Origin of the sequence: Pedobacter frigiditerrae (assembly GCF_032678705.1) — a bacterium.
Classification (GTDB): Bacteria; Bacteroidota; Bacteroidia; order Sphingobacteriales; family Sphingobacteriaceae; genus Pedobacter; species Pedobacter frigiditerrae_A.
In genome coordinates this window covers 2,508,994-2,535,007 of sequence record NZ_JAVTSS010000001.1, presented here as the reverse complement: position 1 = coordinate 2,535,007, position 26,014 = coordinate 2,508,994, and the positions used below count along the sequence as shown (strand labels likewise).

Below are 26,014 nucleotides of genomic sequence, written 5' to 3'. Positions count from 1 at the left end.
GTTTATATTATTGGTTTTCTAATGGGTTTTCTTGTTAGACGTATCTAATTTTGAAATCCTTCGCTCTACTAAAAATTAATTTTCTGACGGGGGTGGAGGATGGTTTCCTTCTGTTCCTTCATGTGGTGGTGGCCCATTATGAGGTGGTCCATCCATTGGTGGACCTTGATGAGGTCCTCTGCCTTTTGGATGTTGTTCACCCATCATCTGCATCACTTGTTTTATAATATCGTCAAATTTTTTCTGCTGTGCTGGGTTACAAATGGCCCTAACTTTTGCAAAATGGTTAAAAGTCAATAAATCTAGTTTTTCGGTAGAAGCGCTTACCATTTTTGCTGCTGTCAATTTCTCAACCTCAGTAACATTTGGTTGATTTAAAAGGCTAAAAAAATCATCTTTTGCGTCTTTAATTTCATCTCTAAGCGGACGAACACCTTGCTGATGCTCCTCAACCAAAACTAAATACTGCTCTTGCTGACTTTTATCTAAGCCCAGTTCTTTAATGATAAATTTTGCTGGTCCGCCTTTTAATTGTTGAGGTTTATTCTCTTTTTTAAACCAAAATAGCCCAATAGTTGCCACGTTTGCAATGAGCAAAAGCACGACTAAGGCAGTTAAAATCTTTTTATTTGAGGTCATTGTCTTTTAATAAGATGAAATATTTTGATCGTAAGCATTGGCAAAACCTTCAATATTAGATTCGTCAGTTTTTTGAGGTTTACTTTTTTGAGTTAGTATGATGGTGTTTATTAACAGAAAAACAGCCAAAGTGCAAATCATCCAAGCAGGTTTTAATGGGAAAACCCAGTCTTTTTGTGTTTGTTCATTAGCTAATCGATTTGTTAATCTTGAATAGAAAAAATCTCTTGGCTCTGCTTCTTCAATTCCTTCTAAACTTTTTAAATACTCGTCAGTTATTGGTGTTTTATGTTGTTCCATAACATTAAGAATTTTTGTAGTGTTGTAATTGTTTCTGTAAATTTTGCTTAGCCCTCGATATTAAAGATTCAATGGCTTTAATACTTTGCTGCATGATTTCACTCGCTTCATCGTACTTTATACCTTGAACTTTTATTAGCGTAAAAGCTACTTTTTGTTTTTCTGGCAGTTCATTTATAGCTTTAAATAATTCTGCTGCTCTTTCTTTGTTTTCTAAGGCAATCCCAGGGTGATGAAAAACCTGATTTGGATTTTCATCATTTGGCATCCACCAAGGCAGTAATTTTTGCAATCGCTGCCTATTTTTTCTTTGTCTAAGTTTGTCCAACGCTTTTCTAACCGCAATTCTGTATAACCAAGTTGTTAACGAACTATCTCCCTTAAATGAAGCTATGGCGTGATACACTTGTATAAAAACTTCTTGTGCCGTATCATCAGCCTCTTCCGCGTCTTGCAAAATATTTAAAACTGTATTGAACACACGGGTGCGATAAGCGTTTACCAAGTGATGGTACGCCGCTTCATTTCGCTTCTTTAATTGCAAAATTAAATCTTGTTCGTTCAATATCAATTTGATGTTAGACGTATGAATTTTAAAAATCCTTCGGTTTATTAAAGATATTTAAAAAGGGGAGATTATTGTTATAGTTGACTGTCAGTCTGAGCGTAGTCGAAGACTTGGAAATTAAAGCCAGTAATTCTCGCCCACATCAGTCCCGCTTTACATTACAAGCCCGAGGAAGAATCGGGGCTTTTCATTTTAATCGGGTTTATAAACGAAAACTTATGCCACGAACTACGGCACCTGCATAAACTTAAAAAAGAGTTTACCAAAGCGGTTTCATTAAATCTATCACCTTTTTCTCAGTCGGAACATTTTTTATAATAGGATGGAAAGGTTCTTTTTCGATTATGATTTCAGTAAAATCGCCAATGTAATTAAATATATATTCTTGTTCTATAAAAGTTCTTGCTCTTCTGCCGGTTAATGAAAAATCTCTTTTACCATTTATTTTTATGGAAACTGGTTTTGCTATAGCTAACTCACAAACTTTAAATTCATTGCGTTCCGGAAAGCCAACTTCAAAATATCCAGGTTTTAGATAAAGCTCTACTTTTTCATCTAATTTGATTTGTAGGAAATCGAACTTGTTTTCGCTTTTGTTTCTAAAACAAAGGTTTTTCTCTGAAGTATAAACTACATTTTGAATGGTTTGGAAGTTATCATCTATTAACAAAATTAAATCGCAATGCTCAAAATTTGGCTGCTCTAAAACCGATTCTGGCAAATGCACGACATTATCTTTTACAAAACCAGCAGTAGATTTAATTGGTTTCCAAGCTATTTTGTCTTTTCTATCTTCAAAAGATTTTTCATCCTTCCCATAGGAATTAATGTTCCTGAAAAGTTGAATAACTCTGAAGGGTTTTTGGGAAATGACGGCTTGGGGTTTCATATTAGTATTTATGGATTCATCATGCTGAATTTATTTCAGCATCTGGCTTGTATGAAAGACCCTGAAATAAATTCAGGGTGACGGTTAGAGGGGGCTACAATTTCTTCGCTTCATTCCAATACACATCCATTTCTGCTAATGTCATATCCTGCAAAGCTTTGCCATTTTCTTTTGCCTTGCTTTCCAGAAACTGAAAACGTTTAATGAATTTTTTATTGGTTTTTTCTAGTGCATTTTCAGGATTGATATCAATAAACCTGGCATAATTAACTAATGAGAAAAGCAAATCTCCAAATTCTCCTTCCGCTTTTTCCTTATCTATGTTTTCGTTCTCTGCGATGTTAAACTCATCCTTAAATTCTTGTAATTCTTCTTCAACCTTTGCCCAAACTTGCTCTTTTTCATCCCAGTCGAAACCAACGCCACGAGCCTTTTCTTGAATTCTGCTTGCTTTAACCAAGGCAGGTAATCCAGCAGGCACACCACCTAAAACAGATTTGTTTCCTTCTTTTAACTTGATTTTTTCCCAGTTCCGTTTTACGTCATCTTCATCATTTACTTCAACATCTCCATAAATATGAGGATGGCGATTAATCAATTTATCGCAAACACCATTTAATACATCGGTAATATCGAAATCGTTGGTTTCGCTTCCAATACGGGCGTAAAAAACCAAATGCATCATCAAATCGCCTAATTCTTTTTTAATTTCCTGCATATCGCCTTCCAAAATGGCATCAGAAAGCTCATAGGTTTCTTCGATGGTTAAATGGCGTAAGGTTTCCATTGTCTGTTTTTTATCCCATGGACATTGAGTGCGTAAGGTATCGAGAACAGTTAATAATCTTAAAAATGCGGTATCTGGACTTGTGGTAGCAGGAGGTGGAATGTTTGCAGGCATATTATTTTATGATATTAAAGGAAATAAGCATAGTTGTAATAAATAGAACGATTAATCCGACAAGAAACAAAACGTCTGCACCTCGTTCCATTTTTGATGCACGAACAGTTGTACTTCGCATAGCTAAAAAAGAAAGTAAACAGCTGCTCATAAAAATAATGATTGCTAGGGCAGCCCCTTCATCAATAAAAGATGACTCTTCTAATTTTGAAATCTTAACTGATGTTAAAACAATGAAACAAAATCCCAATAGATTCGCAGAGGTATTTAAAATATGTGGCGACCTGTTTTCTTTTTCAACTTTCATTTTATTCGGCTTCTTCGAGTTTTATTTTTTTGGTAATTCTGTAGGTCCTTCTTTTTCTAGGCATTTTATGTCCTTCGCCAAGCAATGCTCCCCAAGGTTGTAATCCATCTACTCTTTCGAAAATAATTTTCAGCATTGCTAAATACGGAATGCATAAAAACATACCAGAAATTCCCCAAATCATTTCGCCAACTATAATACCAATAAAGGCAAAAAGCGCATTAATTTTAACTTTAGAGCCGACAACTAAAGGCATTAAGATATTTCCATCAATGGTATGAACGCCGACAAATACTAAAATTACCAATAAAGCTTTTGCGGCTCCAGCTGTTGCGAAAGTAATCAATGCACTAATTAATAAAGCGGTAGAAATCCCCAGATAGGGGATGATATTAAAGATGCCAGCAATAAGGCCTAATAAAATTGCATACTTAACGCCCAAAAAAGTTAGCGCTAAAATCATTAAAACGGTTACAATAAACATCTGAATGAATAATCCAGATACATATTTTCTAATGATGCTTTGTATTTCGCTTACAATTTCGGTAACCTTAGTCTTGTGTTGCTCGGCGAAAACTGTTGTTAAAAAACTAAACAATAACCTTCTGTAATTGAGAATGAAAAACGTAAATAATAAAGTAAACGCCAAGAATAATAAACTTGAAGAAAGAGTTAATAACGTCGTGCCAATTACAACTGCACTTGTAGCTAATGATTTCTCTATGCCATCACTTAAATAAGATTTTTGTTTGTCACCATTGATATGAAAAGTTTTTGTAATCCAGCTTTGTATATCATGAAAGGCGGTAGTAACCTGCTTAACTAATAAAGGCCAGTCATTCCATAATTCTCCTAGCTGATTTCCTAAAAAATAGAATATCCCATAAAGTACGGCAATCATTAAAATTACAGCTGTAATAGATGCAATGCTTCTGCCGAACTTAAATTTTCTCTCTAAAAAATTAGCAAATGGCAAAAGTAAAAAAGCCATTAATAGAGAAAATAGCAATGGCGCCAAAAGGCTTTTGCCCAAGATTGCCAAGTAACCCAGCATGATAATAGAAAGCAGTACTAAAGCTAGTTTGGCAACAAATGGCAGAGCGGTTTCTTTCATGGTAGATAATTTCAATAAAGATAAAAGATTTTTCGTGGGATGGGGAATAGAGAATTGGAAATAGGAAATAGACTCAAGACTGATGACTGACGACTCAGGACTGTTTAACTGCCCTAAGCATTTCTCTTTTTCCTGCAGCACCAGGTAATTTTTCTACTTTTAAACCACAGCTCTTAACTGCCCTTTTTAAGTTGCCAGTAATGGAATAACTGACAAAAACTCCTCCTACGTTTAAAAAACTACAAGTATGGGCAATCATTTCATCAGTCCACATTTCTGGTTGGTGTTGTACAGAGAAAGCATCAAAATAAATCACATCGTACTTTGTTGAACTTTTAAAGTTAGCTAAAGTTGTATTGGCTATTTCTAGTTCGCAATAAGATGATAAAGATTGTTTATTATTCAACGCATCATCGTACTTGGAAAAGAAATTCTGCCAAACCGTTGATGAAACATATTCTTCATAACCTGTTTGTTCCATTACTTCTTTTGAAAGAGGAAAGGCTTCTATCCCTGTATAATCTAGTTTGATGTTATTTTCTTCGCAATGCGCAAAACTTAAAATGAAATTTAATCCAGTGCCAAAGCCTACCTCTAAGACAGAAATTTCATTTTCATCTTTTTGTGCTATGGCAAATTTTAACCCTGCTTCTAAAAACACATGTTTACTCTCTTGCAAAGCCCCATTTGAGGAGTGGTAATGTTCTCCCACAGTTTCATTAAATAAAGTGTTGGAACCGTCAGCAGTTTTAGTGAGGATATTCATAGTCAGTATCAGGATTTTAGGATTTTGAAGATAGTGGTTCAAATTTAGCATTTTCCTTTAGCGATTCTTTCCTAACTTTGGACTTTATACTTTAACCTTTTAGCTTGAAAAAATGGATATCGAAAGTTTCAGAGAATATTGTTTGAGTTTCCCAGGAACAACTGAAGGGATAAAATGGGAACACCTTTGTTTCATGGTGGAAGAAAAAATGTTCATCATTATCGCCATCGATGAAGGAAATAGCTTTTCTACAAAGTGTACGCCAGAAGAATTTGATGAATTAACTGCTAGTGATGGAATTAAACAAGCGCCACACATGGCTAAAAAGCAATGGGTTTACATCGAGAATTTGGATGTTTTAAACGAGAAAGAGTTAAAAGAAAGAGTTAAAACTTCTAGGGAATTGGTTTTGGCTAAGCTGCCTAAAAGAGTTCAAGAGAAGTATAAGTAAAAAAGAATCGTCATTTCGAACGAGATTTTTCATAGACGAGAAATCTTTAAATTTTCACCACAAAAACTGATGGTTCAGAAAATGGAGATGACTTAAAGATCTCTCGTCGCTGCGCTCTGTCGAAATGACGATTACGTATTTAGGTGGCTAACAATTCTACCACAATCTAATTCTATCTTCTGGCTTTTTGTAAAGTTTATCACCAGGTTGAACATCAAATGCTTTGTACCAAGCATCCATATTTACAGGTGCACCAATAGTTCTATACGGACCAGGAGAATGTGGATCTGTTTTAATTAACTGAGCTGCAGCATCTGGTAAAATATTTCCTCTCCAAACTTGTGCCCATGACAAAAAGAAACGTTGGTCTGGAGTAAAACCATCAATTTTTTCATTACCTTGACCTTGTTTTGTCATCTTAAAAGCTGTGTAAGCCGCATTTAATCCGCCTAAGTCTCCAATGTTTTCGCCCATTGTTAGTTTTCCTAAAACATGGATGGTATCTACAACTGTGTAAGCATTAAATTGCTCGCCTAAAGCTTTTGTTTTTTCATTGAATTTAGCACGGTCTTCTTCAGTCCACCAATTTTTTAAGTTACCATCTTTGTCGTACTGACTACCAGTATCGTCAAAACCGTGGCTCATTTCGTGACCAATTACTGCACCAATACCACCATAATTTACAGCATCATCAGCATTCGGGTCGAAGAATGGGAATTGTAAAATCCCTGCTGGGAAAACAATTTCATTCATTGTTGGGCTATAAGAAGCATTTACAGTTGGAGGCGTCATGCCGAAACGAGTACGGTCTACAGGTTTTCCTAATCGGCCTATGTTTTCATTGTAGCCCCAAACACCAGCGTTACGTAAGTTTTGGAAGTACGTTCCTCTATTTATAACTAAGCCAGTATAAGTTTGCCATTTGGTGGTGTAACCAACTTTAGGTGTAAATGCGTGTAATTTTTCTAAAGCTTTCTTTTTAGTTGCATCACTCATCCATTCTAAACCATTAATTCTAATCTCGAAAGCCTTGCGCAAGTTTACAATCATCTGGTCCATTCTAACTTTAGCATCTGGCTTGAAATATTTAGCCACATAAAGCTGCCCTAATAATTCGCCAATTGTACCATCGGTTAAAGCTGACATGCGTTGCCAACGTGGAGTGGCAACTTTCTGGCCAGTTTGTGCTTGTGTAAAAGCAAAACTTGCATTAACAAAAGGAGAACTTAAGTTATTTGCAGAAGACTTCAAGACGTTCCACTCCAAATAAGTTTTCCAATCTGCCAATGGCACAGAAGTTAACATACCATCTAGTTTTTCAAAGAAAGATTTAGAGTTAACTAATACGGTGTCTTGTCCAGTAACTTTAAACTTCGGCATCAATGTTTTCCAATTAATGTTTGGCGTAATCTGGTTAAACTCTGCAACAGTAAGTTTGTTGTAGGTTTTGTATTGGTCACGCATCTCAATACGACTCATTTGAGCTTGTGCTAATGCCTTCTCTATTTTAAATACTGTTTCAGCTTTTTGCTTTGCTTCAGCTTCAGTATTTCCTACAAGAGAAAATAACTTAGTCATGTAAACATTATAAGCTGCTTTAATTTTCTGACTACGAGGGTCATCATTTAGGTAAATATCCCTGTCGTTAAGTGTCGTTCCGCCCTGCGAAATATTTACTAAATATTTGGTTACATTTTTTCTGTCTTGCCCAACGCCAAAACCAAACATTCCGCCGCCGATGCCCGAGGTACGCATATAAGCTGTGTGCTCTAGCATTCCCTGCACACTGTTGATTTGCTTAATTTTTTCCAAATCAGCCTTAATAGGAGTGTAGCCAAGCTTTTCGATAGTTAAGCTATCCATTGCGGCGGCATAAAAATCGCCAACACGTTTATTCACAGAACCTGCGGGAGCATTTTTATCTGCAGCCGCGGCTTCTACTAAACCTCTTACTGCTTGTGAATTAAATTCACGAAGTTCGTTAAAAGAGCTCCATCGAGTTTCTTTTGCTGGTACAGGATTGTTTTTTATCCAGGTACCGCTTGCATATTGGTAAAAATCGTTTCCTGGCTTAACGCTCAGATCCATATTAACCGGATCAATATATTTTCTAGGAGACTGTTGCGCATTAGCCGATATGCTAACAGCCAAAATTCCAAGAACTGCAAAATAATTTTTGAGTTGAATTTTCATACTTTATGTTTTATAAAGTCGAAAATTAAGAATTACTAGATAAATTAAAACAAGTTAATAGAAATATTACTTGTTAAACCAGTAGTATATTTTACTTAGTCCAATTCTGCGAAAAATATCACCATTAAAAAGAGATAACCTGAACGATTTCATATTTTGAATCTTTTAATATCTATTTAACATATTTTAACATCTTTTATTGTGCTGAAATTAAAATGTAACCTAAAAAGGCTAATTTTGAATTATTCTAAATAGAAATGGAAAAACCTAAACATCTCCACGAGAAAAAAGACAATGGTTGCTGCAGCCATAACCACTCTCAACATAGCCACGATGAAGATGGTCACGACCATGATCATGGGGATGCTTCTTCTGTTAAAACCTACCTGCCTGCAATTTTCAGTTTGGTGTTATTGCTTAGCGCAATTGCTTTTGATTATTTTAGAGTTGATTTTTTCAGAAGTTATATTCGCATAGTTTGGTATTTGCTGGCCTATATTCCTGTTGCTTTTCCTGTTATAAAAGAAGCGTTTCAAACAATTACTAAAGGCGAAGTTTTTACTGAATTCTTATTGATGGTTTTAGCCACTGTTGGCGCTTTGGCTTTAGGAGAATATCCAGAAGCTGTTGCGGTGATGTTATTCTATACAGTTGGCGAATTATTTCAAGGAGCCGCAGTTGAAGGAGCAAAAAAGAATATTAAAGCATTATTAGATGTAAGGCCAGATATTGCAAATGTTTTGAGGAATGAAAAATTTGAAACCGTAAAACCAGAAACAGTTGTAATTGGAGAGACAATTCAATTAAAAGCAGGAGAGAAAGCGCCTTTGGATGGAGAGCTCATCAATGATGCCGCAAGTTTTAACACAGCGGCTTTAACTGGAGAAAGTACACCAAGAACCATCAGGAAAGGCGAAACTGTTTTAGCTGGAATGCTAAATCTAGACCAGGTTATTACTTTAAAAGTGACCAAAAAATTTGCAGATAGTGCTTTGTCGAGGATATTGGAAATGGTGCAATCTGCAACTTCACGTAAAGCGAAAACAGAATTGTTCATTAGAAAATTTGCGAAGATTTACACGCCCATAGTTTTCTTTTTAGCCGTTGCTTTGGTTGTTTTGCCCTACTTTATTGTAGCTGATTATCAGTTTCAAACTTGGTTGTACAGAGCATTGGTTTTCTTGGTTATTTCTTGCCCTTGTGCTTTGGTTATTTCTATTCCGTTAGGCTATTTTGGTGGTATTGGAGCTGCTTCTGCCCACGGAATCTTATTTAAAGGTTCCAGTTTCCTAGATGTAATTACCAAAATTAATACGGTGGTGATGGATAAAACGGGAACCTTAACTCACGGCGTTTTTAAGGTTAAGGAAATTAAAGCTGAAATAGATGAAACTCAATTTTTTGCTTTGTTGGCAGCTATAGAAAGTAAATCTACACACCCAATTGCAAAAGCTATTGTTAGCCATTGTGGCGATAAAAAATTATTAGAGGTAAGTGAGGTTAAGGAAATTGCTGGTCACGGATTAACAGCTATGATTGAGAAGAAGAATGTTGCTGCAGGTAATTCTAAATTACTTAAAAAATTAAAAATTGTTTACCCTAAGGAACTAGATGAACAAGTAGAAACTATAGTACTTTTAGCCGTTGATAATCAATATGCGGGCTACGTAATTATAGCTGATGAAGTAAAAGCGGATGCAAAACAAGCCATTCAGGATTTGCATAAAAATGGCGTAAATCAGATTGTGATGCTAAGCGGCGATAAAGCGGCAATCACAGAAAAATTAGCTAGAGAACTAGGAATTGATTTTGCCTATGGCGATTTACTGCCAGAAGATAAGGTAAGTAGATTAGAAGAAATTAAAAAGGACAAATCCAGAGTAGTTGCCTTTGTTGGCGATGGAATTAACGATGCTCCTGTTTTAGCGTTAAGCGATTTGGGAATGGCGATGGGAGCGATGGGTAGCGATGTTGCCATAGAAACGGCAGATGTTGTGATACAAAATGACCAGCCAAGCCGAATTGCAACAGCCATCAAAATCGGTAAAGCAACAAAACGTGTAGTTTATCAAAACATCGGATTGGCTTTTGCGGTAAAGGCTGTAGTTTTAATTTTAGGAGCAGGTGGTTTGGCTACCATGTGGGAAGCTGTTTTTGCCGATGTTGGCGTTGCTTTTTTAGCAATTTTAAATGCTATTAGAATTCAAAAAATGAAGTTTTAAATATGAAAGTGTTATGTAAACTAATTTTCTTGTTAATGATTATTCTGACATTACAAGCTTGTGGAGATAAAAAATTAAACGGAGGTTATGAGATTGACAGTTCAGAAGAATCTTCTAAATTAGAACTTGTATATACAGACGAAGAAGGAAATGCTGTAACAGTAATTGAAGAAAATATTGTAGGTGTTGGGCAGAACAGTGACTTTATTATCGTAAAACAACATCCACCAACTTACGGGAATGTTAATTATTGTTACATCATCCCTTTAAAAAATAAAATTTCAACAAACTTTGAAAAAAATATAATCGGACCATTAGTGGGGTCATCCTTCGATGATGAAAGACGAAGATTAGGTGTGCCTGAAAATCTGAATTTTAATGTGCTCGAGAAGTAGTTTTTCTTGGATTAGGGTTTTAATCAACTGTTTATTAGTATATTTGGTTTGATGGCTGCCGAGAAAACATATCCAGATTTAACTGAAACGAAAGTCTATAGTTTCAACGATGTTGATGAATCGTTAACTTATAGCTATTCGCATTATTTGAACTGGCTTTTTGATGAAAGAGTGGAATTAATTAAAGGGAAAATCTTTAAAATGAGTCCTGCTCCATCTCGAGTTCATCAAGAAGTTTTTGGATCAATTTTTTTAGCAATCGGGAATTTTTTAAAAAATAAACCTTGTAAAGTTTATGGTGCTCCATTCGATGTTCGTTTCCCAAAAAGCAGCAAAGCAGATGCAGCTATATTCACTGTTTTGCAACCCGATATTTGTGTGGTTTGTGATTTAAGTAAACTCGATGATAAAGGTTGCGTTGGTGCACCAGATATTGTCGTTGAAATTTTATCTCCAGGAAACAATAAAAAAGAGCTGTTCCATAAATATCAGGTTTATCAAGAGTTTGGGGTTAAAGAATATTGGGTGGTAAGCCAAAGCGACCAAAACATTTTAATTTACACTTTGGATGAATTTGGTAAATTCCAGCCATCAAAAATTTTCACTTTAGGCGAGGAAATTACATCTTCTGTATTGCCAGGTTTTTTTTTAAACTTGGATGATGTTTTTGATGGAATAGAATGAGAATAATTATGAAAAATCTACTGATTATTTTAGGGCTTCTTTTATGTAAAACAAGTTATGCTCAAGATGCAATCCCGAAAGAAGGAGCTAATGTTATACTTATTAGAAATGAGAGAAATAGCCTTGAAAATTTTTTATTTGTCAAATCAATTTTAAGTAAGGAAAAAATTAAAATAGCTACTGAAGATAAAGAGACGTTCACGATAAAAACTAAAGATATTAAAATCTCGAGAACAGGAGCCTTAGCAAATTTCAATATTTTTTGCCAAGAGAAACAAATACAATTGGAAGGTGGCGTTAAGCCAGGAGAAGTTATGTATATTGGCGGTAAAGACTTTAAGGGGGCATACATTAAGATTTCTAATAATGGAAGATTTACACCAGAGGGGATAAAAATTAAGAATAATATGTTTATTGAAGCTTTTGACGCTATGGATTATTTAGCAAAAGCTTTTGGCTCTTCTTTGTTTTACTTAATCAATCATAAATAATTTAGTCCTAAATGTTTAACTGCATTCTTTTGAGATTGCAACTACTGTGTTCTACACTGCCCTAAGTTTTCTAAACCTGATTGACGTGGAAAGCCCACATCCCGATTCTTCATCGGGAGAGGACTTGGAGCAAAAAGCAGGACTACCATTGATAAATCTCACTGTTACTGATTTTCTAATAATTTTCTAAATTAACTTTAGTCTTTGGTCCATGCCTGCGGCAGGCAGGTTTCAGCTTTGGTCTTTTATCCTTTCCGCTTTGGTCTTTTGAGCGTAAAAACGTATTTTTACACGCTATAACGACACCAACAATATAAATGAGCATTTCTACAAAATACAATCCTACAGAAACTGAAGATAAATGGTACAGCTATTGGTTAGACAAGAAGTTTTTCCACTCTGAACCAGACGAACGTGAGCCATATACCATCGTAATTCCGCCACCAAATGTTACTGGCGTATTGCACATGGGGCACATGTTAAACAATACCATTCAGGATGTATTGATTCGTAAAGCTCGTATGCAGGGCAAAAATGCTTGTTGGGTTCCTGGGACTGACCACGCTTCTATTGCTACAGAAGCAAAAGTTGTAGCGATGTTAAAAGAACGTGGAATCAACAAAAAAGACCTTTCTCGTGAAGAGTTTTTGAAATATGCTTGGGAGTGGAAAGAGAAATATGGGGGCATTATTTTAGAACAATTAAAGAAATTAGGTGCAAGCTGCGATTGGGATAGAACTCGTTTTACAATGGAAGACGATATGTCTGAAGCGGTAATAGATTCATTTATCCATTTATACAAAAAAGGATGGATTTATCGTGGTGTACGTATGGTAAACTGGGACCCAGCTGGTAAAACGGCCGTTTCTGACGAAGAAGTTATTCGTAAGGAGGTAAATCAAAAACTGTATTACATTAAGTATCTAATTGCTGGAACTACAGACCAATTTTTAACAATAGCTACGACTCGTCCTGAAACGATTATGGCTGATGCCGCGATTTGTATCAATCCGAATGATGAGCGTTTTACGCATTTAAAAGGGAAGAAAGTTTTTGTGCCGTTGGTTAATCACGAAATTCCTGTTATTGAAGATGAGTACGTTGATATTGAGTTTGGTACAGGTTGTTTAAAAGTTACGCCTGCACATGATTTAAATGATTATGAACTAGGGGTAAAACACAATTTACCAGTAACAGATATTTTGAATGACGATGGAACTTTAAACGAACTAGCTGTTATTTTGGTAGGCGAGGACAGGTTTGTTGCTCGTAAAAAGATTGCCAAAATGTTGGAGGAAGCTGGTCATTTAGAGAAAGTAGAAGATTATAAATCTCAAGTTGGTTTCTCTGAACGTACCGATGCTGCCATTGAACCAAAACTTTCTATGCAGTGGTTTGTGAAGATGAAAGAGATGGCTCAGCCTGCTTTAGATGATGTCTTGAATGGTGATGTAAACTTAATTCCGAATAAATTTGAGAACACTTACCGTCATTGGATGGAAAATGTTCGTGATTGGAATATCTCTCGTCAGTTATGGTGGGGGCAACAAATTCCTGCTTGGTATGATGATAAAGGGAATTGGGTAGTTGCTAAAACGAAAGACGAAGCTTTAGAAGAGTTTTGGAAAAAGAAAAACTTAGAAGATGCAGCAGCGGATAAAGCAGGATTTAAAAAACAATTAGAGCCATTTTTAAGGCAAGATGAAGATGTGATGGACACTTGGTTCTCATCATGGTTATGGCCAATTTCTGTTTTCGATGGTTTTAAAAATCCTGATAATAAGGACATCAATTATTATTACCCAACAAATGATTTGGTAACGGCTCCAGAGATTTTATTTTTCTGGGTAGCTAGGATGATTATGGCTGGTCACGAGTTCATGGGTAAAAAACCATTTACCAATGTTTATTTAACGGGTATTGTTCGTGATAAATTAGGCAGAAAAATGTCTAAATCATTAGGTAATTCTCCAGACCCAATTGGCTTGATTGAAAAATATGGTGCAGATGGTGTTAGGGTTGGGATGCTAATGTCATCACCAGCTGGTAACGACTTAATGTTTGATGAAGCTTATTGCGAACAAGGCAGAAATTTTGCCAATAAAATTTGGAATGCTTTTCGTTTAGTTAAAGGTTGGGAAGTTGATGAAAATTTGGAGAATCCTAATCAACAAGCCATTACATGGTTCGAGAATAGATTTAATCAGGCATTGGCCGAAATAGAAAGCAACTTTAAACAGTATCGTTTATCTGAAGCTTTAATGGATAGCTATAAGTTGGTTTGGGACGATTTCTGTGCTTGGTATTTGGAAATGGTTAAGCCTGCTTATCAACATCCGATAGATGCGGAAACAAAAGCGATAACCATCGGATATTTCGAGCAAATCTTAAAGTTACTGCATCCATTTATGCCATTCTTGACTGAGGAATTGTATCACGATGAATTATTTGGCGAAAGAGCCGAAATGGATTGCTGTATTGTGGCAGATTATCCTGTAATTGGCAAAGCCGATGAACAATTACTAAAAGAAGCAGAGCTGATAAAAGAGTTAATTTCTGAGATTAGGAATGTGAGAAACACTCGTCAAATTTCACCGAAGGATGCTTTGCCTTTAAGTATAAAAGTTAATTCGGGTTTAGATTATGAAAAATGGATTAACATCGTTTTCAAATTGGCAAATATCAGTGAAGTGGAAATAGTTAACGATAAAATACCAGGTGCGGCAAGTTTTATGGTTGGTAATGATGAATTTTTCATCGTGCTAAACGAAAATGTAGATTTAGATGCAGAGAAAGAACGTTTAACGAAAGAATTACACTATTTGCAAGGTTTCTTAAAATCTGTGGATGCAAAGTTGAGTAATGAGCGTTTTGTTCAAAATGCAAAACCAGAAATTATTGAGAACGAACGTAATAAAAAAGCAGACGCCGAATCGAAAATTAAAACGATAACAGAAAGTTTAGCATTGTTAGAGGGGTAAAAAATGAAAGTTAAAATATTAATACTATTTATTTCGCTGGTTGCCATCTTTTTAGGATGTAGTAAACCTAAACCGAAAATTGAAAAAATCAACTATCAATCGAAGATTTTTTTAGAAAACAGGTTAATTGAGTACATAAATAAAAGTGAAGGATTGCATAGCGAAGACAGCTTGAAGTTCTCAAATGCGCTAGATTCATTTCAAAGACACGTTAAAGGATTAAGTAATAACATAGATTTCTTAACTGCCTTCCCCCTTCAAGCAACCGACATTAGAGATACTTTAATGGGCGAACAGCTTTTTAAAATGGCAACTTTTGAAACTTATACGGATATTTCTAGGCCTAAAGAATCATTACTGAACAGAATGCAATTAAGAATAAATGGAATCTTCCAGTTTATTGATGAGGCGCAGGGTTTGCAGTTAGGTGGTAAATATTATCTTAAATCGATGATTTACAAACAAGGCAAACGTGCTGATGTAAATTATTATAAAAAGACTGGCGGTAATATTTATGTGTTGGGCGTTTATCCAATGCAAGTTAAAGAACTAACTCCTGTTCCTACTACACAAAGAGTGGCGAGTTTGAAATAAATTATAATAAGAGCCTATAAAATTTAAGCCCTTTGATTTTTCGAAGGGCTTTTTTATGATGTTAACGATAATCTTACACTTTAGTTTTTCCTTCATTATTATATATATATTAAATTAGGCAGATAATTCTAACCAATAAAAACCAAATTAAACCCAATGAGAAAGCTAGTTTATTTATTAATGGCGGTTACGTTATTCGCCTGTTCTGAGAAACCTAAAGGGACCGATTCCAATATTTTTCTTGAAAAAGAAGTCAGCAATTTTATTGAAACTAATCCGCAGTGGACTAAAAATGTAAATAATGAAGCCGATGTTACTGATAAGTTTAAGCGCAAAATGATTAATTTGAGTAACGAAGCTAATTTTTTAACAGATTTTCCTTTGCAACTTACTGCTATTTCAGATACAACCGTAAGTGACCAACCTGTGAAAATTGCAACTTTTAAAGGTTTTAAAGATGCTGCGAGACCAAAAGAATCACTTTTAAATGATTTGGAGCTAGAAATAAATGGAATTATTACTGCTGAGCAGGCAGGTAATTTAACGGTTGATAAAAAATATACCTTAAAGGGAATGATTTACAAACAAGGTAAAAGAGCCGATGTGAAATTTTTCCATGGTGGAGAAACGCCAGTTTATACCTTAGGAAAATATACTTTTTGGAATATTGAAGCAAAGGCACTATAGTCATTCTACCGCCTAGTTTTTATAACCCAATAAATATTTGGCCACAGATTCTCAGATTTTATACAATTTATAATCTGCGAATCTGCGGCTTATTTTTTTTGGTTAACAGCTTCTAACCAAAATAGAAACGATTGCGCAAAAATTTTACGTTCACTTTTGCGGTTTTTGTTTAAAAAATCATATTATTGACTTGGGTTAAATCATTTTAATCTAACCAGATATATACTTTCTAATCATTTAATTGTTAGCTGAAATGGACAATACAAGACGAAAATTTATCAAGCAATCAGCGTTGATTGCTGCTGCAACTTATGCGGGCACTTTAACAAGTAGCGCTAAAAGCTACAATCGGATTATCGGCGCAAACGATAGAGTTAGAGTGGGTGTTGCTGGATTTTCTGACCGTTTTAGAGAAACACTATTCCCTTGCTTTCAGAATCATAGCAAAGAACTCAATTTTGATATTGTAGGGCTTTCAGATTTATGGAATTACCGTAGAGATTTAGGTGTTGCTCACCTAAAAGAAAAAATGGGACACGATATTAAAGCTTGTAGAAATAACGATGAGCTTTATGCAATGAAAGATTTAGATGCTGTAATTGTGAGCACAGCTGATTTTCAACACGCAATGCATACCATTGAAGCCGTTAAAGCTGGATGTGATGCTTACATTGAAAAACCTTTTGCGGAAACAATGGCCGATGCAAGAGCAGCTTTAAAAGCGGTAAATGAAAGTAAAAAAATAGTCCAAATAGGTTCTCAACGCAGAAGCGGAGAAAATTACGCAACTGCTGCTCAATATATTCAAGATGGGAAATTTGGCGCAATTACAGCTGTAGATTTAGTTTGGAATGTGAACCAACCAGGCAGATGGCGTAGACCAGACCTAGTTGCTAAATTAAAACAAGAAGATATAGATTGGAAAAGGTTTTTGGTTAACCGCCCTGATGATGCATTTGACCCAAGAAAATATTTAGAGTATAGGTTGTTTTGGCCTTATTCATCTGGAATGCCTGGACAATGGATGTCGCACCAAATCGATACCGTACACTGGTTTACTAAATTAAAACATCCAAGAAGTGTAGTTGCCAATGGCGGTATTTATACTTGGAAAGACGGACGTAAAAATTGGGATTCGATGGTTGCAGTATTTGATTATGGACAGCCGGATAGCAGCGATGGTTTTCAAGTAACCTTTACTTCAAGAATGCAAAATAGTGTAGGCAGTGTTGGCGAGGTATATTATTCAAATGGCGGTGAGTTAAACTTAATCACAAATAAGGTTTCGCCAAATGGCGGATTGAAAGAAAAGGAAGCTGCAGCAATGGGATTAAAGCCGAATTTATTAACACCATTTGACCTTTCAAAATCAGAAATTAAAACTGCAAGTGATGCCAATATGGGCGGAGACCCTTTAACATCAGGTCATATGCGTAATTGGATGGAATGTGTAAGAAGCAGAAAAACACCTAATGCACCAGTAGAAGCAGGATATTATCATTCAATTGCTAACATTATGACTAACGCAGCCGTTCGTACAGGTGCAAAAGCTACTTTCGATGAAAAAACACAAGAAGTAATGGCAGGCGGAAAAGTCTTTAAATATTAAAAAATCAAATCGTCATTGCTAGCCCTGTCATTCAGAGCGAAGCGAAGAATCTCTAATAAAAAAAATCAACCCTATAAATAATATGTTCAGTAACCTAAAAAAAATCAGTTTAGTAACGCTCACTTTAGTCGGATTAATATTATCAGCAAATGCTCAAATGAAACCATTGTTTGATGGTAAAACCTTAAATGGCTGGAAAAAGGTGGTTGGAAAAGCGCCTTATGCCATAGAAAATGGAATGATAATCGGCACAATGACCGCAAATTCACCAAACTCATTTTTGGTAACCGAAAAAGAATATGGAGATTTTGTTTTAGAATTAGATGTTAAACTTGAAGGCACTGAAACCAATACAGGAGTACAAACAAGAAGCCATTTTGATCCTGCTGGAAACAAAGGAGCAGGGCAAGTTTTTGGTCGCCAAATGGAAATAGACCCAACTCCACGAGCTTGGACAGGCGGTATTTACGACGAGGCTAGAAGATTATGGTTATATCCTTTAGAAACAAATCCAGCAGCTAAAACCGCTTATAAATCAGAGCAATTTAACCATTATAAAATAGAATGTATTGGTAACGAGACTAAAACTTGGGTAAATGGTATTCCTGTTTCTTATGTGATTGATACTTTAGACAAAACCGGATTTATCGGTTTACAAGTTCACGGAATTGGTAACAAAACTCATTTAGAAGGGAAGAAAGTTTATTTTAAGAACATCAATATTCAAACAACCAACTTAAAACCAACGGCTTTTCCAAAATCTATTTATGTGGTTAACTTAACTCCAAATACTTTATCTACTCAAGAAAAAGCAAATGGATATAAATTGTTATTCGATGGTAAAACCAACAATGGCTGGGTTGGTGCAAACAAAACAGAATTTCCTGCCAAAGGCTGGGAAATTGCTAATGGACAATTAAGTGTGTTGCCTTCAAACGGAGGAGAATCTACCAATGGTGGTGATATTGTAACTAAGGAAGAATTCTCAGCATTTGATTTGTCGTTTGAGTTTAAGTTAACTGAAGGAGCAAATAGTGGTGTTAAATACTTCGTTACTTTAGCCGAAAAAAGTACTGGTTCTGCAATTGGATTAGAATACCAAGTTTTAGACGATGAAAAACACCCAGATGCAAAATTAGGTCGTGATGGAAATAGAACACTGTCATCATTATATGATTTAATTAAAGCGGATAAAAAATTAGGTAGCCCGCGTCCAATTGGTGTGTGGAATAGAGGTAGAGTTGTGGTTTATCCTAATAATAAGGTAGAACATTATTTAAACGGTGTTAAAGTTTTAGAATATACGAGAGGTTCGGAAGAGTTTAGAAAGTTAGTAGCTATCAGTAAATATAAAGACTGGAAAAATTTCGGTGAAGCTCAAAAAGGTCACTTATTGTTGCAAGACCATGGAAATAAAGTTAGCTTTAGGTCTATCAAAATCAAAACTTTGTAATGCATCGTAGGTCGTTTGTTAAAAAATCAACTTTATTGGGGTCGGGTATATTAATGGCCGAAAATCTTTTTGCTGCAACCGCTTTAGCTCCAATTAACATTGCCATGATTGGTTGTGGTGATAGGGGTAAAGGAGTTTTGTCGGTAATTAAAAAAATGCCAAATCAATTTAATACGGTTGCTTATTGCGATGTATTAGATTTTAGATTAGAAGAGACCAAAAATTATATTTCTTCATCAGCAATAGCGGTAAAAGACTACAGAAAGATACTAGACGATAAAAAAATTGAAGCTGTTTTTATAGCAACACCTTTAAGCGAGCATTTCAAAATTGCAAAAGACGCCATCTTGGCTGGGAAAAGTGTGTATGTAGAAAAAACAATGACTTATGATATTGCACAAGCTTTAGAATTAAGAAAATTGGTTAAGCAATACCCAAAACAGGTTTTTCAGGTTGGTTATCAGTATCGTTATTCTCCACTTTATTTTAGGGTTAAGGAGATGATACAAAGCGGATATATTGGTAAAGTTTCGCAAATAGATTGCAGGTGGGATAGAAATTGGAACTGGCGCAGACCAGTGAAAGACCCAAGTTTAGAAAGGCAAATTAACTGGCGGATGTACAAAGAATACTCTGGCGGATTACCTGCTGAGCTTTTATCACATCAGATAGACTTTATCAATTGGGCATTTGAAACACAACCTGATGAGATTATAGGCACAGGTGGAATTGATGTTTACAAAGATGGCAGAGAAACTTATGATAATGTTCAAGCTGTTTTTCGTTACAAAAATGCCGGTATGATAGGCAATTTTGGCGCAACTTGTGGTAATGCCCACGATGGTTATTTGTTTAAAATAAAAGGAACAAAAGGTTCGGTAAATTTACTGCCAGATACAGGTGTTTTTTATCCAGAATTGGAAACGAAAAGACAATTAGGTATTGTTGACGGCGTAACAGGAGCAACCAAATTAGTTGTAAATACCGATGGTGGCATCCCAATTTTAGATAAGCCAACAAAAGATGGAACTTTTTATGCCTTAGAAGAATTTTATAAAGCGATAACTGAAGGTAAAACACCAGTTTCAAACATCAATACCGGCACACAAGCCTCAATTTGTGTGTCTATGTGTAATGAAGCAATTTATACTGGGAAAACGCAGTTTTGGAAGAAGGATTATTTTTAGATGGGGTGTTTGTCATTCTGAGCATCGCGAAGAATCTCAGAGTAGATTTTTCGCAGAGATTCTTCCTTCGTCAGAATGACAAATTGTGTTACAACTCCTTATAACTCGGTAATTCCTCTACAAACAAAAACTTCCCATTGGTATGGTCAATTTTTGCGTAGTAATGGTTTAAGCCGTTGGTAACAGCAAGCCATCGAGCTTTGTAAACAGAATTGTATCTTGCGGCTTGGTCAAAGGTAGCTTGTGTAATGGGAACGGATGGCGCTTTGCATTCTATCACCATTATCTTTTCGCCTAAGTTGTCATAAACTAAAATATCACTTCTTTTTCTTGTCTGGTTTAAACTTAAACCTCCTTCAATTTGCAGCAAAGCCGATGGAAAGCTTTTCTCCTTTAATAAGTAGCGAATAAAATGTTGCCTCACCCATTCTTCTGGCGTTAAAACCAAATGTTTTTTCCGTATCTCATCGAATATGAAATAGAGTTCGTCCTTTTGGGTAATTTTAAAAGGATGATTAGGCAAATTAAGAGGAGTGGGATTAAACATAAAGTGAAGCAAAGATAACTTTTATCACAAATTTTTGTAGCGCAAAGCCTGTGGTTCTTTTGGTAGGTTCGGTCCCGCCAACGCTTCAATCTTTTAACCCTTTAATCCCCTAAAGGGAAAGGGTTAAAAGTATTTCCGCTAATGTCGTGGCTATGTAACTGCTACAGTAGCTTTTGGGTGGGTTTTACTTGCACAAACTCTGATCCTAAACCCGATAGAGCCAAATAGCCCACAGCGAGGTACGAGCGAGGACTATAGGCGATAGCGGGACTGCAGTTGCCAAAATGCTGTGGCATTATTTTTCTGAAAATTTATCAAATACACTTTTTATCCTCGCATCAAATCTAATTTAAATCGTAATTTTACGCTTACATGAGTGCTGTAGAAATTATTAAAGACTTAAAAGCCAGAAAATTTAAACCCTTGTATTTGCTGCAAGGCGAAGAGCCATATTACATTGACCAAGTGGTTGATTACATGGAGAATAATGTATTGAGCGATGGCGAAAGAGGTTTCAATCAAACTGTTTTATACGGTAAGGATACTGATATGGCGACCATTTTAAATGCTGCGAAGCGATATCCAATGATGTCTGAATACCAGGTAATTATTGTAAAAGAAGCACAAGATTTGAAATGGGCAAAAGAAACTGAAGGCAGTAGTAAAGAAGCTGAATTTGCTTTAAATTATTTCGAGAAACCTTTGCCTAGCACCATTTTGGTATTGGCTTACAAATATGCCAATTTCGATAAACGTAAAAAGATTTATAAATCAATCTCAAAAAACGGAGTAATTTTTCAATCCGACCCAGTTAGAGATTATAAGTTAATGCCTTGGATTGAAGAACACATCAAGGACAAAGGTTATAAAATTGCTCCGCAAGCTGCAGCGCTAATGGCAGAATATTTAGGTACAGATTTATCTAAAATTGCAAATGAAGTAGAGAAACTTTGTTTAAATATTAGCAAGGAAACTACAATTACCACAGAACACATCCAGAAAAATATTGGTATCAGTAAAGAATACAATGTTTTCGAATTGCAAAAAGCTTTAGCAACTCGGAATATTTTAAAATGCAATCAGATTATAAATTACTTTGCAGATAACCCAAAAGCTAACCCGATGGTGATGGTAATGGCAAATCTAAATTCTTACTTCACCAAAATTTTAAAATACCATTATTTGCCAAATAAAAATGATGCAGCGAAGGAACTAGGTGTTAGTCCGTATTTTATTAAAGATTACGAAACGGCCGCAAGAACTTTTAATGATGCAAAAACCTTCGATATTATCAGTTTATTAAGAGAATACGATTTAAAAAGTAAAGGCTTGGAAAGCACAGGGAATACCACTGATGGCGAATTAATGAAGGAAATGCTTTTTAAGATGATACACTAGTTAGTATCAAGAATTGAGTATCAAGTATCAAGATTTAGGACCCATAATGCATCCAAAACATTTCAACTTTTTAACCTTCCAACTTTTCAACAATCTCATATGCTAAAAGGACTAAGAACCATTGTCTACCACGTTTCAGATTTAACTAAAGCTAAGGAGTGGTATAAAACCGTTTTCGAAATAGCACCTTACTTTGATGAGCCATTTTATGTGGGTTACAATATCGGTGGCTTTGAGTTAGGTTTAGACCCAGATACTTCTGGCTACACATCGGGAAATGCATCTATAACCTACTGGGGTGTAGATGATATTGAAGCTTGCTTTAAAAGATTCGAGGCATTAGGCATTCAAATTCACCAAGCGCCAAAAAATGTTGGTGGTGCTATTTGGGTGGCTAGTATATACGACCCTTTCGGCAATGTGATTGGCTTAATTGAGAATCCCGAATTCACTTCGTAACTACTTACGTATTTATCGTTTGTAACTAATAAGTTATCCCCTTTATTCAGCTATTGAAGGCAATCGCTATATATTTACAGGATTAACTTATTATTAACATGAAAAGAAATTTACTAACCATTTTATTGGCTTTAGGAGCGATGTCTTTTACCCAAGCTCAAGTAAGACCGCAAGGAGCAGGGGCAGACACTACTCGTAGAGCCGGAATGCCAGGTGCTGCAACTAGGGCACAACCAAAACCTTATGATCAAGTAATTACAAGTAAGGCAGTTACTAGAAAAGGGATGATTACTACTCATAAATTAGATGATAAATTCTTCTTCGAAATTTCTGACACTACATTAAATAGAGATATTTTGGTAGTGAGCCGTATCTCTAAATCTGGTGCAGAAGTAAGAGCGGCTCAAGGATATGCGGGTGACCAGATTGGAAGTTCTGTAATTAGATTTGAAAAAGGTCCGAACAACAGAATTTTTATGCGTAAGATTAGTTTCAGAACTTACGGTCCAGATTCGACTACTTCAATGTATCAATCATTGAAAAACTCAAACATCCAACCAATTGCTGCTGCATTTAATGTTGCTGCTTACACAGCTGATAAAAAAGGAAGTGTAATTGATGTTACAGATTATTTAAATAGCGATAACGATATTTTCTATTTTAGTTCTGCAGCTTCAAAATCTCGTTTCAGATTGGGAACTCAATTGGCAGACCGTAGTTATGTAACTAATTTGCGTAGTTTCCCAACAAACGTAGAAATTACAGCGGTTAAAACCTATACATTGGCTGCGGCTGCAACATCTCCATTTGGTGGTGGTGCTCCTACAGGTGGTGGTGGCGCAGGTGCTTCAACTGGTTCATCTACTGTAGAATTAAATACATCATTGGTTATTTTACCTAAAGTGCCAATGAAACCTCGTTATTTTGACGCTCGTGTTGGTTATTTCACAGTAGGCTACACAGATTTCGACCTTAATCCACAGGGTGTTAAAGAAATTGAAATGGTTAAACGTTGGAGATTAGAACCAAAACCAGCAGATATGGCTAAATATAAAAGAGGTGAATTGGTAGAACCAGTTAAGCCAATTATTTTTTATATCGATCCTGCAACTCCTAAAAAATGGGTTCCTTATTTAATTGCTGGTGTTAACGATTGGGCTAAGGCTTTTGAAAAAGCTGGTTTCAAAAATGCAGTGATTGGAAAAGAAGCACCAACTTTCGCACAAGATTCTACTTGGAGCATTGATGATGCTCGTCACTCTGCAATCGTTTACAAGCCATCTGAAATTGCAAACGCAAGTGGACCAAGTATTTCAGACCCTCGTTCTGGAGAGATTATGGAAAGCCATATCAACTGGTTCCATAATGTTCAATCGTTAGTGCATGACTGGTATATGATTCAAACAGCTGCTGTAGACCCAAGAGCACGTAAAATGACTTTTAGTGATGAGTTAATGGGCGATTTAATTCGTTTTGTTTCTTCTCACGAAGTTGGCCATACTTTAGGCTTACGTCACAATTATGGTTCTAGTTCAACTGTTCCAACCGAAATGTTGCGTAACAAAAAATGGGTTGAAGCAAATGGACATACACCATCTATTATGGATTATGCTCGTTTCAACTATGTTGCACAACCAGAAGATAACATATCGTCAAAAGGATTGTACCCTCGTATTGGCGACTACGATAATTGGGCAATTGAATGGGGTTATAAATATTTCCCTGATAACAAAACCATCGATGCTGATATGGCAGCTTTAGATAAGATGACCATAGAATCAACTAAAAACAGACGTTTATGGTTCGGTACTGAAACTAATCCAGATGATCCTCATTCGCAAAATGAAGATTTGAGCGATAACGCCATGAAAGCTAGTGAGTATGGTATTAAAAACTTAAAAGTTATTTTAACAAACTTACCTCTTTGGACAAAAGAAAAAGGTGAGAATTATGATAACTTAACTAATATGTACACTCAGTTGACTTCGCAGTTTGGTCGTTACATGGGCCACGTAGCTAAAAATGTAGGCGGTATTTACGAAAATCCTAAAACTGTAGACCAAGCTGGTCCTGTTTACGAGCGTACACCTGCTGCAACTCAAAAAGAAGCGATGAACTTCTTAAATGCACAATTGTTTACAACTCCAAAATGGTTATTAAATCAGCCAATTTTAGATAATATCGATGCTAATCCTTTAGAAGTTGTAGCTAGATTACAAAATTCTACCTTAAATCGTTTATTATCGGGCAGCACTTTAGGTAAATTAGTAACAGCAGAAGCAACTGATGGAGCAACAGCATATAAAATCACTGATTTGTTTACTGATTTAAACGGTGCTGTATTTACAGAGTTAAAATCTAGTTCGGCTATCGATGTTTATCGTCGTAACTTACAGAAATCTTATGTTGATAAATTAATTGCGATCGTTAATCCTCCTGCTCCTGCAGCTGCAACACAAGCGCCTACAGGTGGTAGAGGTAGCGCTGCACCAAGTGGCTTAAGCAATTCACAAAGTGATGTAATGTCTGTAGTAAAAGGCCAGTTACGCGATCTTGATGCAAGCATTAAAGGAGCTGCTTCTTCTCAAGCAGATTCATTAAGCAAATACCATTTGTTAGATTTAGCAGACCGTATTGAAAGTGCTTTAGATAAAAAGAAAGACTAATAAATCTTAAATAATTTGAAAGCGTCCCGATGTAAGTCGGGGCGCTTTTTTATGCTTGATTAATACAAATCGGTTTTGGTAATTTTTGATGTAAGCACTTGTTCGGAAAAATTAGAAGTACTAGTGTAGTAATAAGTTTCGCCAACAATTTTTGTGATTTTTACAGTTATCATCGCGTTATCTGGAATCTTAGGAAATTTTTTGTGCGTTTTGGCATCGTGTGCTAAGGTGTAAGTACAATCGTCAAGCCATTTAATTTCAAACGTCATGGTGGGAACTTTAGCCTTGCCCAGATACTCACCTTGTGTATTTCCAAATCTTTTTATGGTGATTGGGGTTCCTTCATACTCCATCGTAAAAATGCCTTCCTTAAATTTCGAACAATCTAGGGTTTGAGCTTGTAACTTTGCCGATGCGAACACGATAAATAAAAGGAGAGCTGCTTTTTTCATTTAGACTTTATTTTGTGTCCTAAATTAATTTATTTACTGCATAAATTGTAAATTCGGACTT

General features: G+C 35.8%; 25 protein-coding genes. 14 read left to right on the top strand and 11 right to left on the bottom strand.

Translation table 11 applies throughout. From position 1 onward, the window contains the following. Window positions 1-75: 75 nt before the first annotated feature. The 8 genes from R2Q59_RS10110 to mnmD all read right to left on the bottom strand — a co-directional run bounded on the left by R2Q59_RS10110 (window position 76) and on the right by mnmD (window position 5,484). Entirely contained in the window at window positions 76-639 is a 564-nt protein-coding gene (locus tag R2Q59_RS10110) for a Spy/CpxP family protein refolding chaperone (RefSeq protein ID WP_316785416.1), read from the bottom strand. A 6-nt stretch (window positions 640-645) separates the two neighbouring features. Then, complete coding sequence (locus tag R2Q59_RS10105) at window positions 646-939, bottom strand: hypothetical protein (RefSeq protein WP_316768442.1); 294 nt, start codon at window positions 937-939, stop codon at window positions 646-648. A gap of 4 nt (window positions 940-943) precedes the next feature. Further along, entirely contained in the window at window positions 944-1,504 is a 561-nt protein-coding gene (locus R2Q59_RS10100) for an RNA polymerase sigma factor (RefSeq protein ID WP_316785415.1), read from the bottom strand. Window positions 1,505-1,766: 262 nt separating this feature from the next. Continuing rightward, complete coding sequence (locus R2Q59_RS10095) at window positions 1,767-2,396, bottom strand: hypothetical protein (RefSeq protein WP_316785414.1); 630 nt, start codon at window positions 2,394-2,396, stop codon at window positions 1,767-1,769. 94 nt (window positions 2,397-2,490) lie between these two features. Continuing rightward, window positions 2,491-3,297, bottom strand: coding sequence for a nucleoside triphosphate pyrophosphohydrolase (mazG, locus tag R2Q59_RS10090; protein ID WP_316768434.1), 807 nt, complete (start codon window positions 3,295-3,297; stop codon window positions 2,491-2,493). A gap of 1 nt (window position 3,298) precedes the next feature. Continuing rightward, window positions 3,299-3,604: a hypothetical protein gene (locus tag R2Q59_RS10085; RefSeq protein ID WP_316785413.1), complete on the bottom strand. Its 306-nt coding sequence runs from the start codon at window positions 3,602-3,604 to the stop codon at window positions 3,299-3,301. Between the two features lies 1 nt (window position 3,605). Next, window positions 3,606-4,718 (bottom strand): AI-2E family transporter, encoded by a 1,113-nt coding sequence (locus R2Q59_RS10080; RefSeq protein WP_316785412.1) that lies wholly within the window; start codon window positions 4,716-4,718, stop codon window positions 3,606-3,608. A 94-nt stretch (window positions 4,719-4,812) separates the two neighbouring features. Further along, the gene (gene mnmD / locus R2Q59_RS10075) at window positions 4,813-5,484 is read right to left on the bottom strand and encodes a tRNA (5-methylaminomethyl-2-thiouridine)(34)-methyltransferase MnmD (RefSeq protein ID WP_316785411.1); all 672 of its coding nucleotides are present in this window, start codon (window positions 5,482-5,484) and stop codon (window positions 4,813-4,815) included. Between the two features lie 112 nt (window positions 5,485-5,596). Between mnmD and R2Q59_RS10070 the strand changes: the two genes are divergently transcribed. Next, window positions 5,597-5,935 (top strand): MmcQ/YjbR family DNA-binding protein, encoded by a 339-nt coding sequence (locus R2Q59_RS10070; RefSeq protein WP_316785410.1) that lies wholly within the window; start codon window positions 5,597-5,599, stop codon window positions 5,933-5,935. Between the two features lie 156 nt (window positions 5,936-6,091). Here the strand turns inward: R2Q59_RS10070 and R2Q59_RS10065 are convergent, their stop codons facing one another. Continuing rightward, window positions 6,092-8,128, bottom strand: coding sequence for a M13 family metallopeptidase (locus R2Q59_RS10065; RefSeq protein WP_316768426.1), 2,037 nt, complete (start codon window positions 8,126-8,128; stop codon window positions 6,092-6,094). 257 nt (window positions 8,129-8,385) lie between these two features. Between R2Q59_RS10065 and R2Q59_RS10060 the strand changes: the two genes are divergently transcribed. The 10 genes from R2Q59_RS10060 (at window position 8,386) to R2Q59_RS10015 (ending at window position 20,431) form a co-directional block, all read left to right on the top strand. Next, complete coding sequence (locus tag R2Q59_RS10060) at window positions 8,386-10,350, top strand: heavy metal translocating P-type ATPase (RefSeq protein ID WP_316785409.1); 1,965 nt, start codon at window positions 8,386-8,388, stop codon at window positions 10,348-10,350. Window positions 10,351-10,385: 35 nt separating this feature from the next. Continuing rightward, complete coding sequence (locus tag R2Q59_RS10055; RefSeq protein WP_316768421.1) at window positions 10,386-10,745, top strand: hypothetical protein; 360 nt, start codon at window positions 10,386-10,388, stop codon at window positions 10,743-10,745. A gap of 51 nt (window positions 10,746-10,796) precedes the next feature. Beyond that, window positions 10,797-11,429 carry a Uma2 family endonuclease gene (locus R2Q59_RS10050; RefSeq protein ID WP_316785408.1) on the top strand — a complete coding sequence of 211 codons (633 nt, stop codon included), beginning with the start codon at window positions 10,797-10,799 and terminating at the stop codon, window positions 11,427-11,429. Window positions 11,430-11,437: 8 nt separating this feature from the next. Beyond that, window positions 11,438-11,920, top strand: coding sequence for a hypothetical protein (locus R2Q59_RS10045; protein WP_316785407.1), 483 nt, complete (start codon window positions 11,438-11,440; stop codon window positions 11,918-11,920). Window positions 11,921-12,237: 317 nt separating this feature from the next. Beyond that, on the top strand, window positions 12,238-14,901 hold the full coding sequence (locus R2Q59_RS10040) for a valine--tRNA ligase (RefSeq protein ID WP_316785406.1): 2,664 nt from the start codon (window positions 12,238-12,240) through the stop codon (window positions 14,899-14,901). Window positions 14,902-14,904: 3 nt separating this feature from the next. Beyond that, entirely contained in the window at window positions 14,905-15,495 is a 591-nt protein-coding gene (locus tag R2Q59_RS10035) for a hypothetical protein (RefSeq protein WP_316785405.1), read from the top strand. A 156-nt stretch (window positions 15,496-15,651) separates the two neighbouring features. Next, window positions 15,652-16,182 carry a hypothetical protein gene (locus R2Q59_RS10030; protein WP_316785404.1) on the top strand — a complete coding sequence of 177 codons (531 nt, stop codon included), beginning with the start codon at window positions 15,652-15,654 and terminating at the stop codon, window positions 16,180-16,182. 253 nt (window positions 16,183-16,435) lie between these two features. Beyond that, window positions 16,436-17,791 carry a Gfo/Idh/MocA family oxidoreductase gene (locus R2Q59_RS10025; protein ID WP_316785403.1) on the top strand — a complete coding sequence of 452 codons (1,356 nt, stop codon included), beginning with the start codon at window positions 16,436-16,438 and terminating at the stop codon, window positions 17,789-17,791. 82 nt (window positions 17,792-17,873) lie between these two features. Beyond that, on the top strand, window positions 17,874-19,244 hold the full coding sequence (locus R2Q59_RS10020; protein WP_316785402.1) for a DUF1080 domain-containing protein: 1,371 nt from the start codon (window positions 17,874-17,876) through the stop codon (window positions 19,242-19,244). Continuing rightward, on the top strand, window positions 19,244-20,431 hold the full coding sequence (locus R2Q59_RS10015) for a Gfo/Idh/MocA family oxidoreductase (protein ID WP_316785401.1): 1,188 nt from the start codon (window positions 19,244-19,246) through the stop codon (window positions 20,429-20,431). Before R2Q59_RS10020 ends, R2Q59_RS10015 begins: the two co-directional genes overlap by 1 nt. Window positions 20,432-20,519: 88 nt before the next feature. On the opposite strand, the gene R2Q59_RS10010 is transcribed toward R2Q59_RS10015, so the two are convergent. After that, on the bottom strand, window positions 20,520-20,978 hold the full coding sequence (locus R2Q59_RS10010; RefSeq protein WP_316785400.1) for a type I restriction enzyme HsdR N-terminal domain-containing protein: 459 nt from the start codon (window positions 20,976-20,978) through the stop codon (window positions 20,520-20,522). Between the two features lie 372 nt (window positions 20,979-21,350). On the opposite strand from R2Q59_RS10010, the gene holA reads away from it, so the two are divergent. The 3 genes from holA to R2Q59_RS09995 all read left to right on the top strand — a co-directional run bounded on the left by holA (window position 21,351) and on the right by R2Q59_RS09995 (window position 25,501). After that, window positions 21,351-22,376, top strand: a complete 1,026-nt coding sequence (gene holA / locus R2Q59_RS10005; RefSeq protein ID WP_316785399.1) for a DNA polymerase III subunit delta — start codon at window positions 21,351-21,353, stop codon at window positions 22,374-22,376. Window positions 22,377-22,475: 99 nt separating this feature from the next. Further along, a complete protein-coding gene (locus R2Q59_RS10000) occupies window positions 22,476-22,835 on the top strand; it encodes a VOC family protein (protein ID WP_316785398.1) in 360 nt (119 codons plus the stop codon). Window positions 22,836-22,933: 98 nt separating this feature from the next. Beyond that, window positions 22,934-25,501 carry a zinc-dependent metalloprotease gene (locus tag R2Q59_RS09995; protein WP_316785397.1) on the top strand — a complete coding sequence of 856 codons (2,568 nt, stop codon included), beginning with the start codon at window positions 22,934-22,936 and terminating at the stop codon, window positions 25,499-25,501. Between the two features lie 59 nt (window positions 25,502-25,560). Here R2Q59_RS09995 and R2Q59_RS09990 read toward each other — a convergent pair whose 3' ends face one another. Continuing rightward, the gene (locus R2Q59_RS09990) at window positions 25,561-25,953 is read right to left on the bottom strand and encodes a hypothetical protein (RefSeq protein ID WP_316785396.1); all 393 of its coding nucleotides are present in this window, start codon (window positions 25,951-25,953) and stop codon (window positions 25,561-25,563) included. Window positions 25,954-26,014 lie beyond the last annotated feature (61 nt).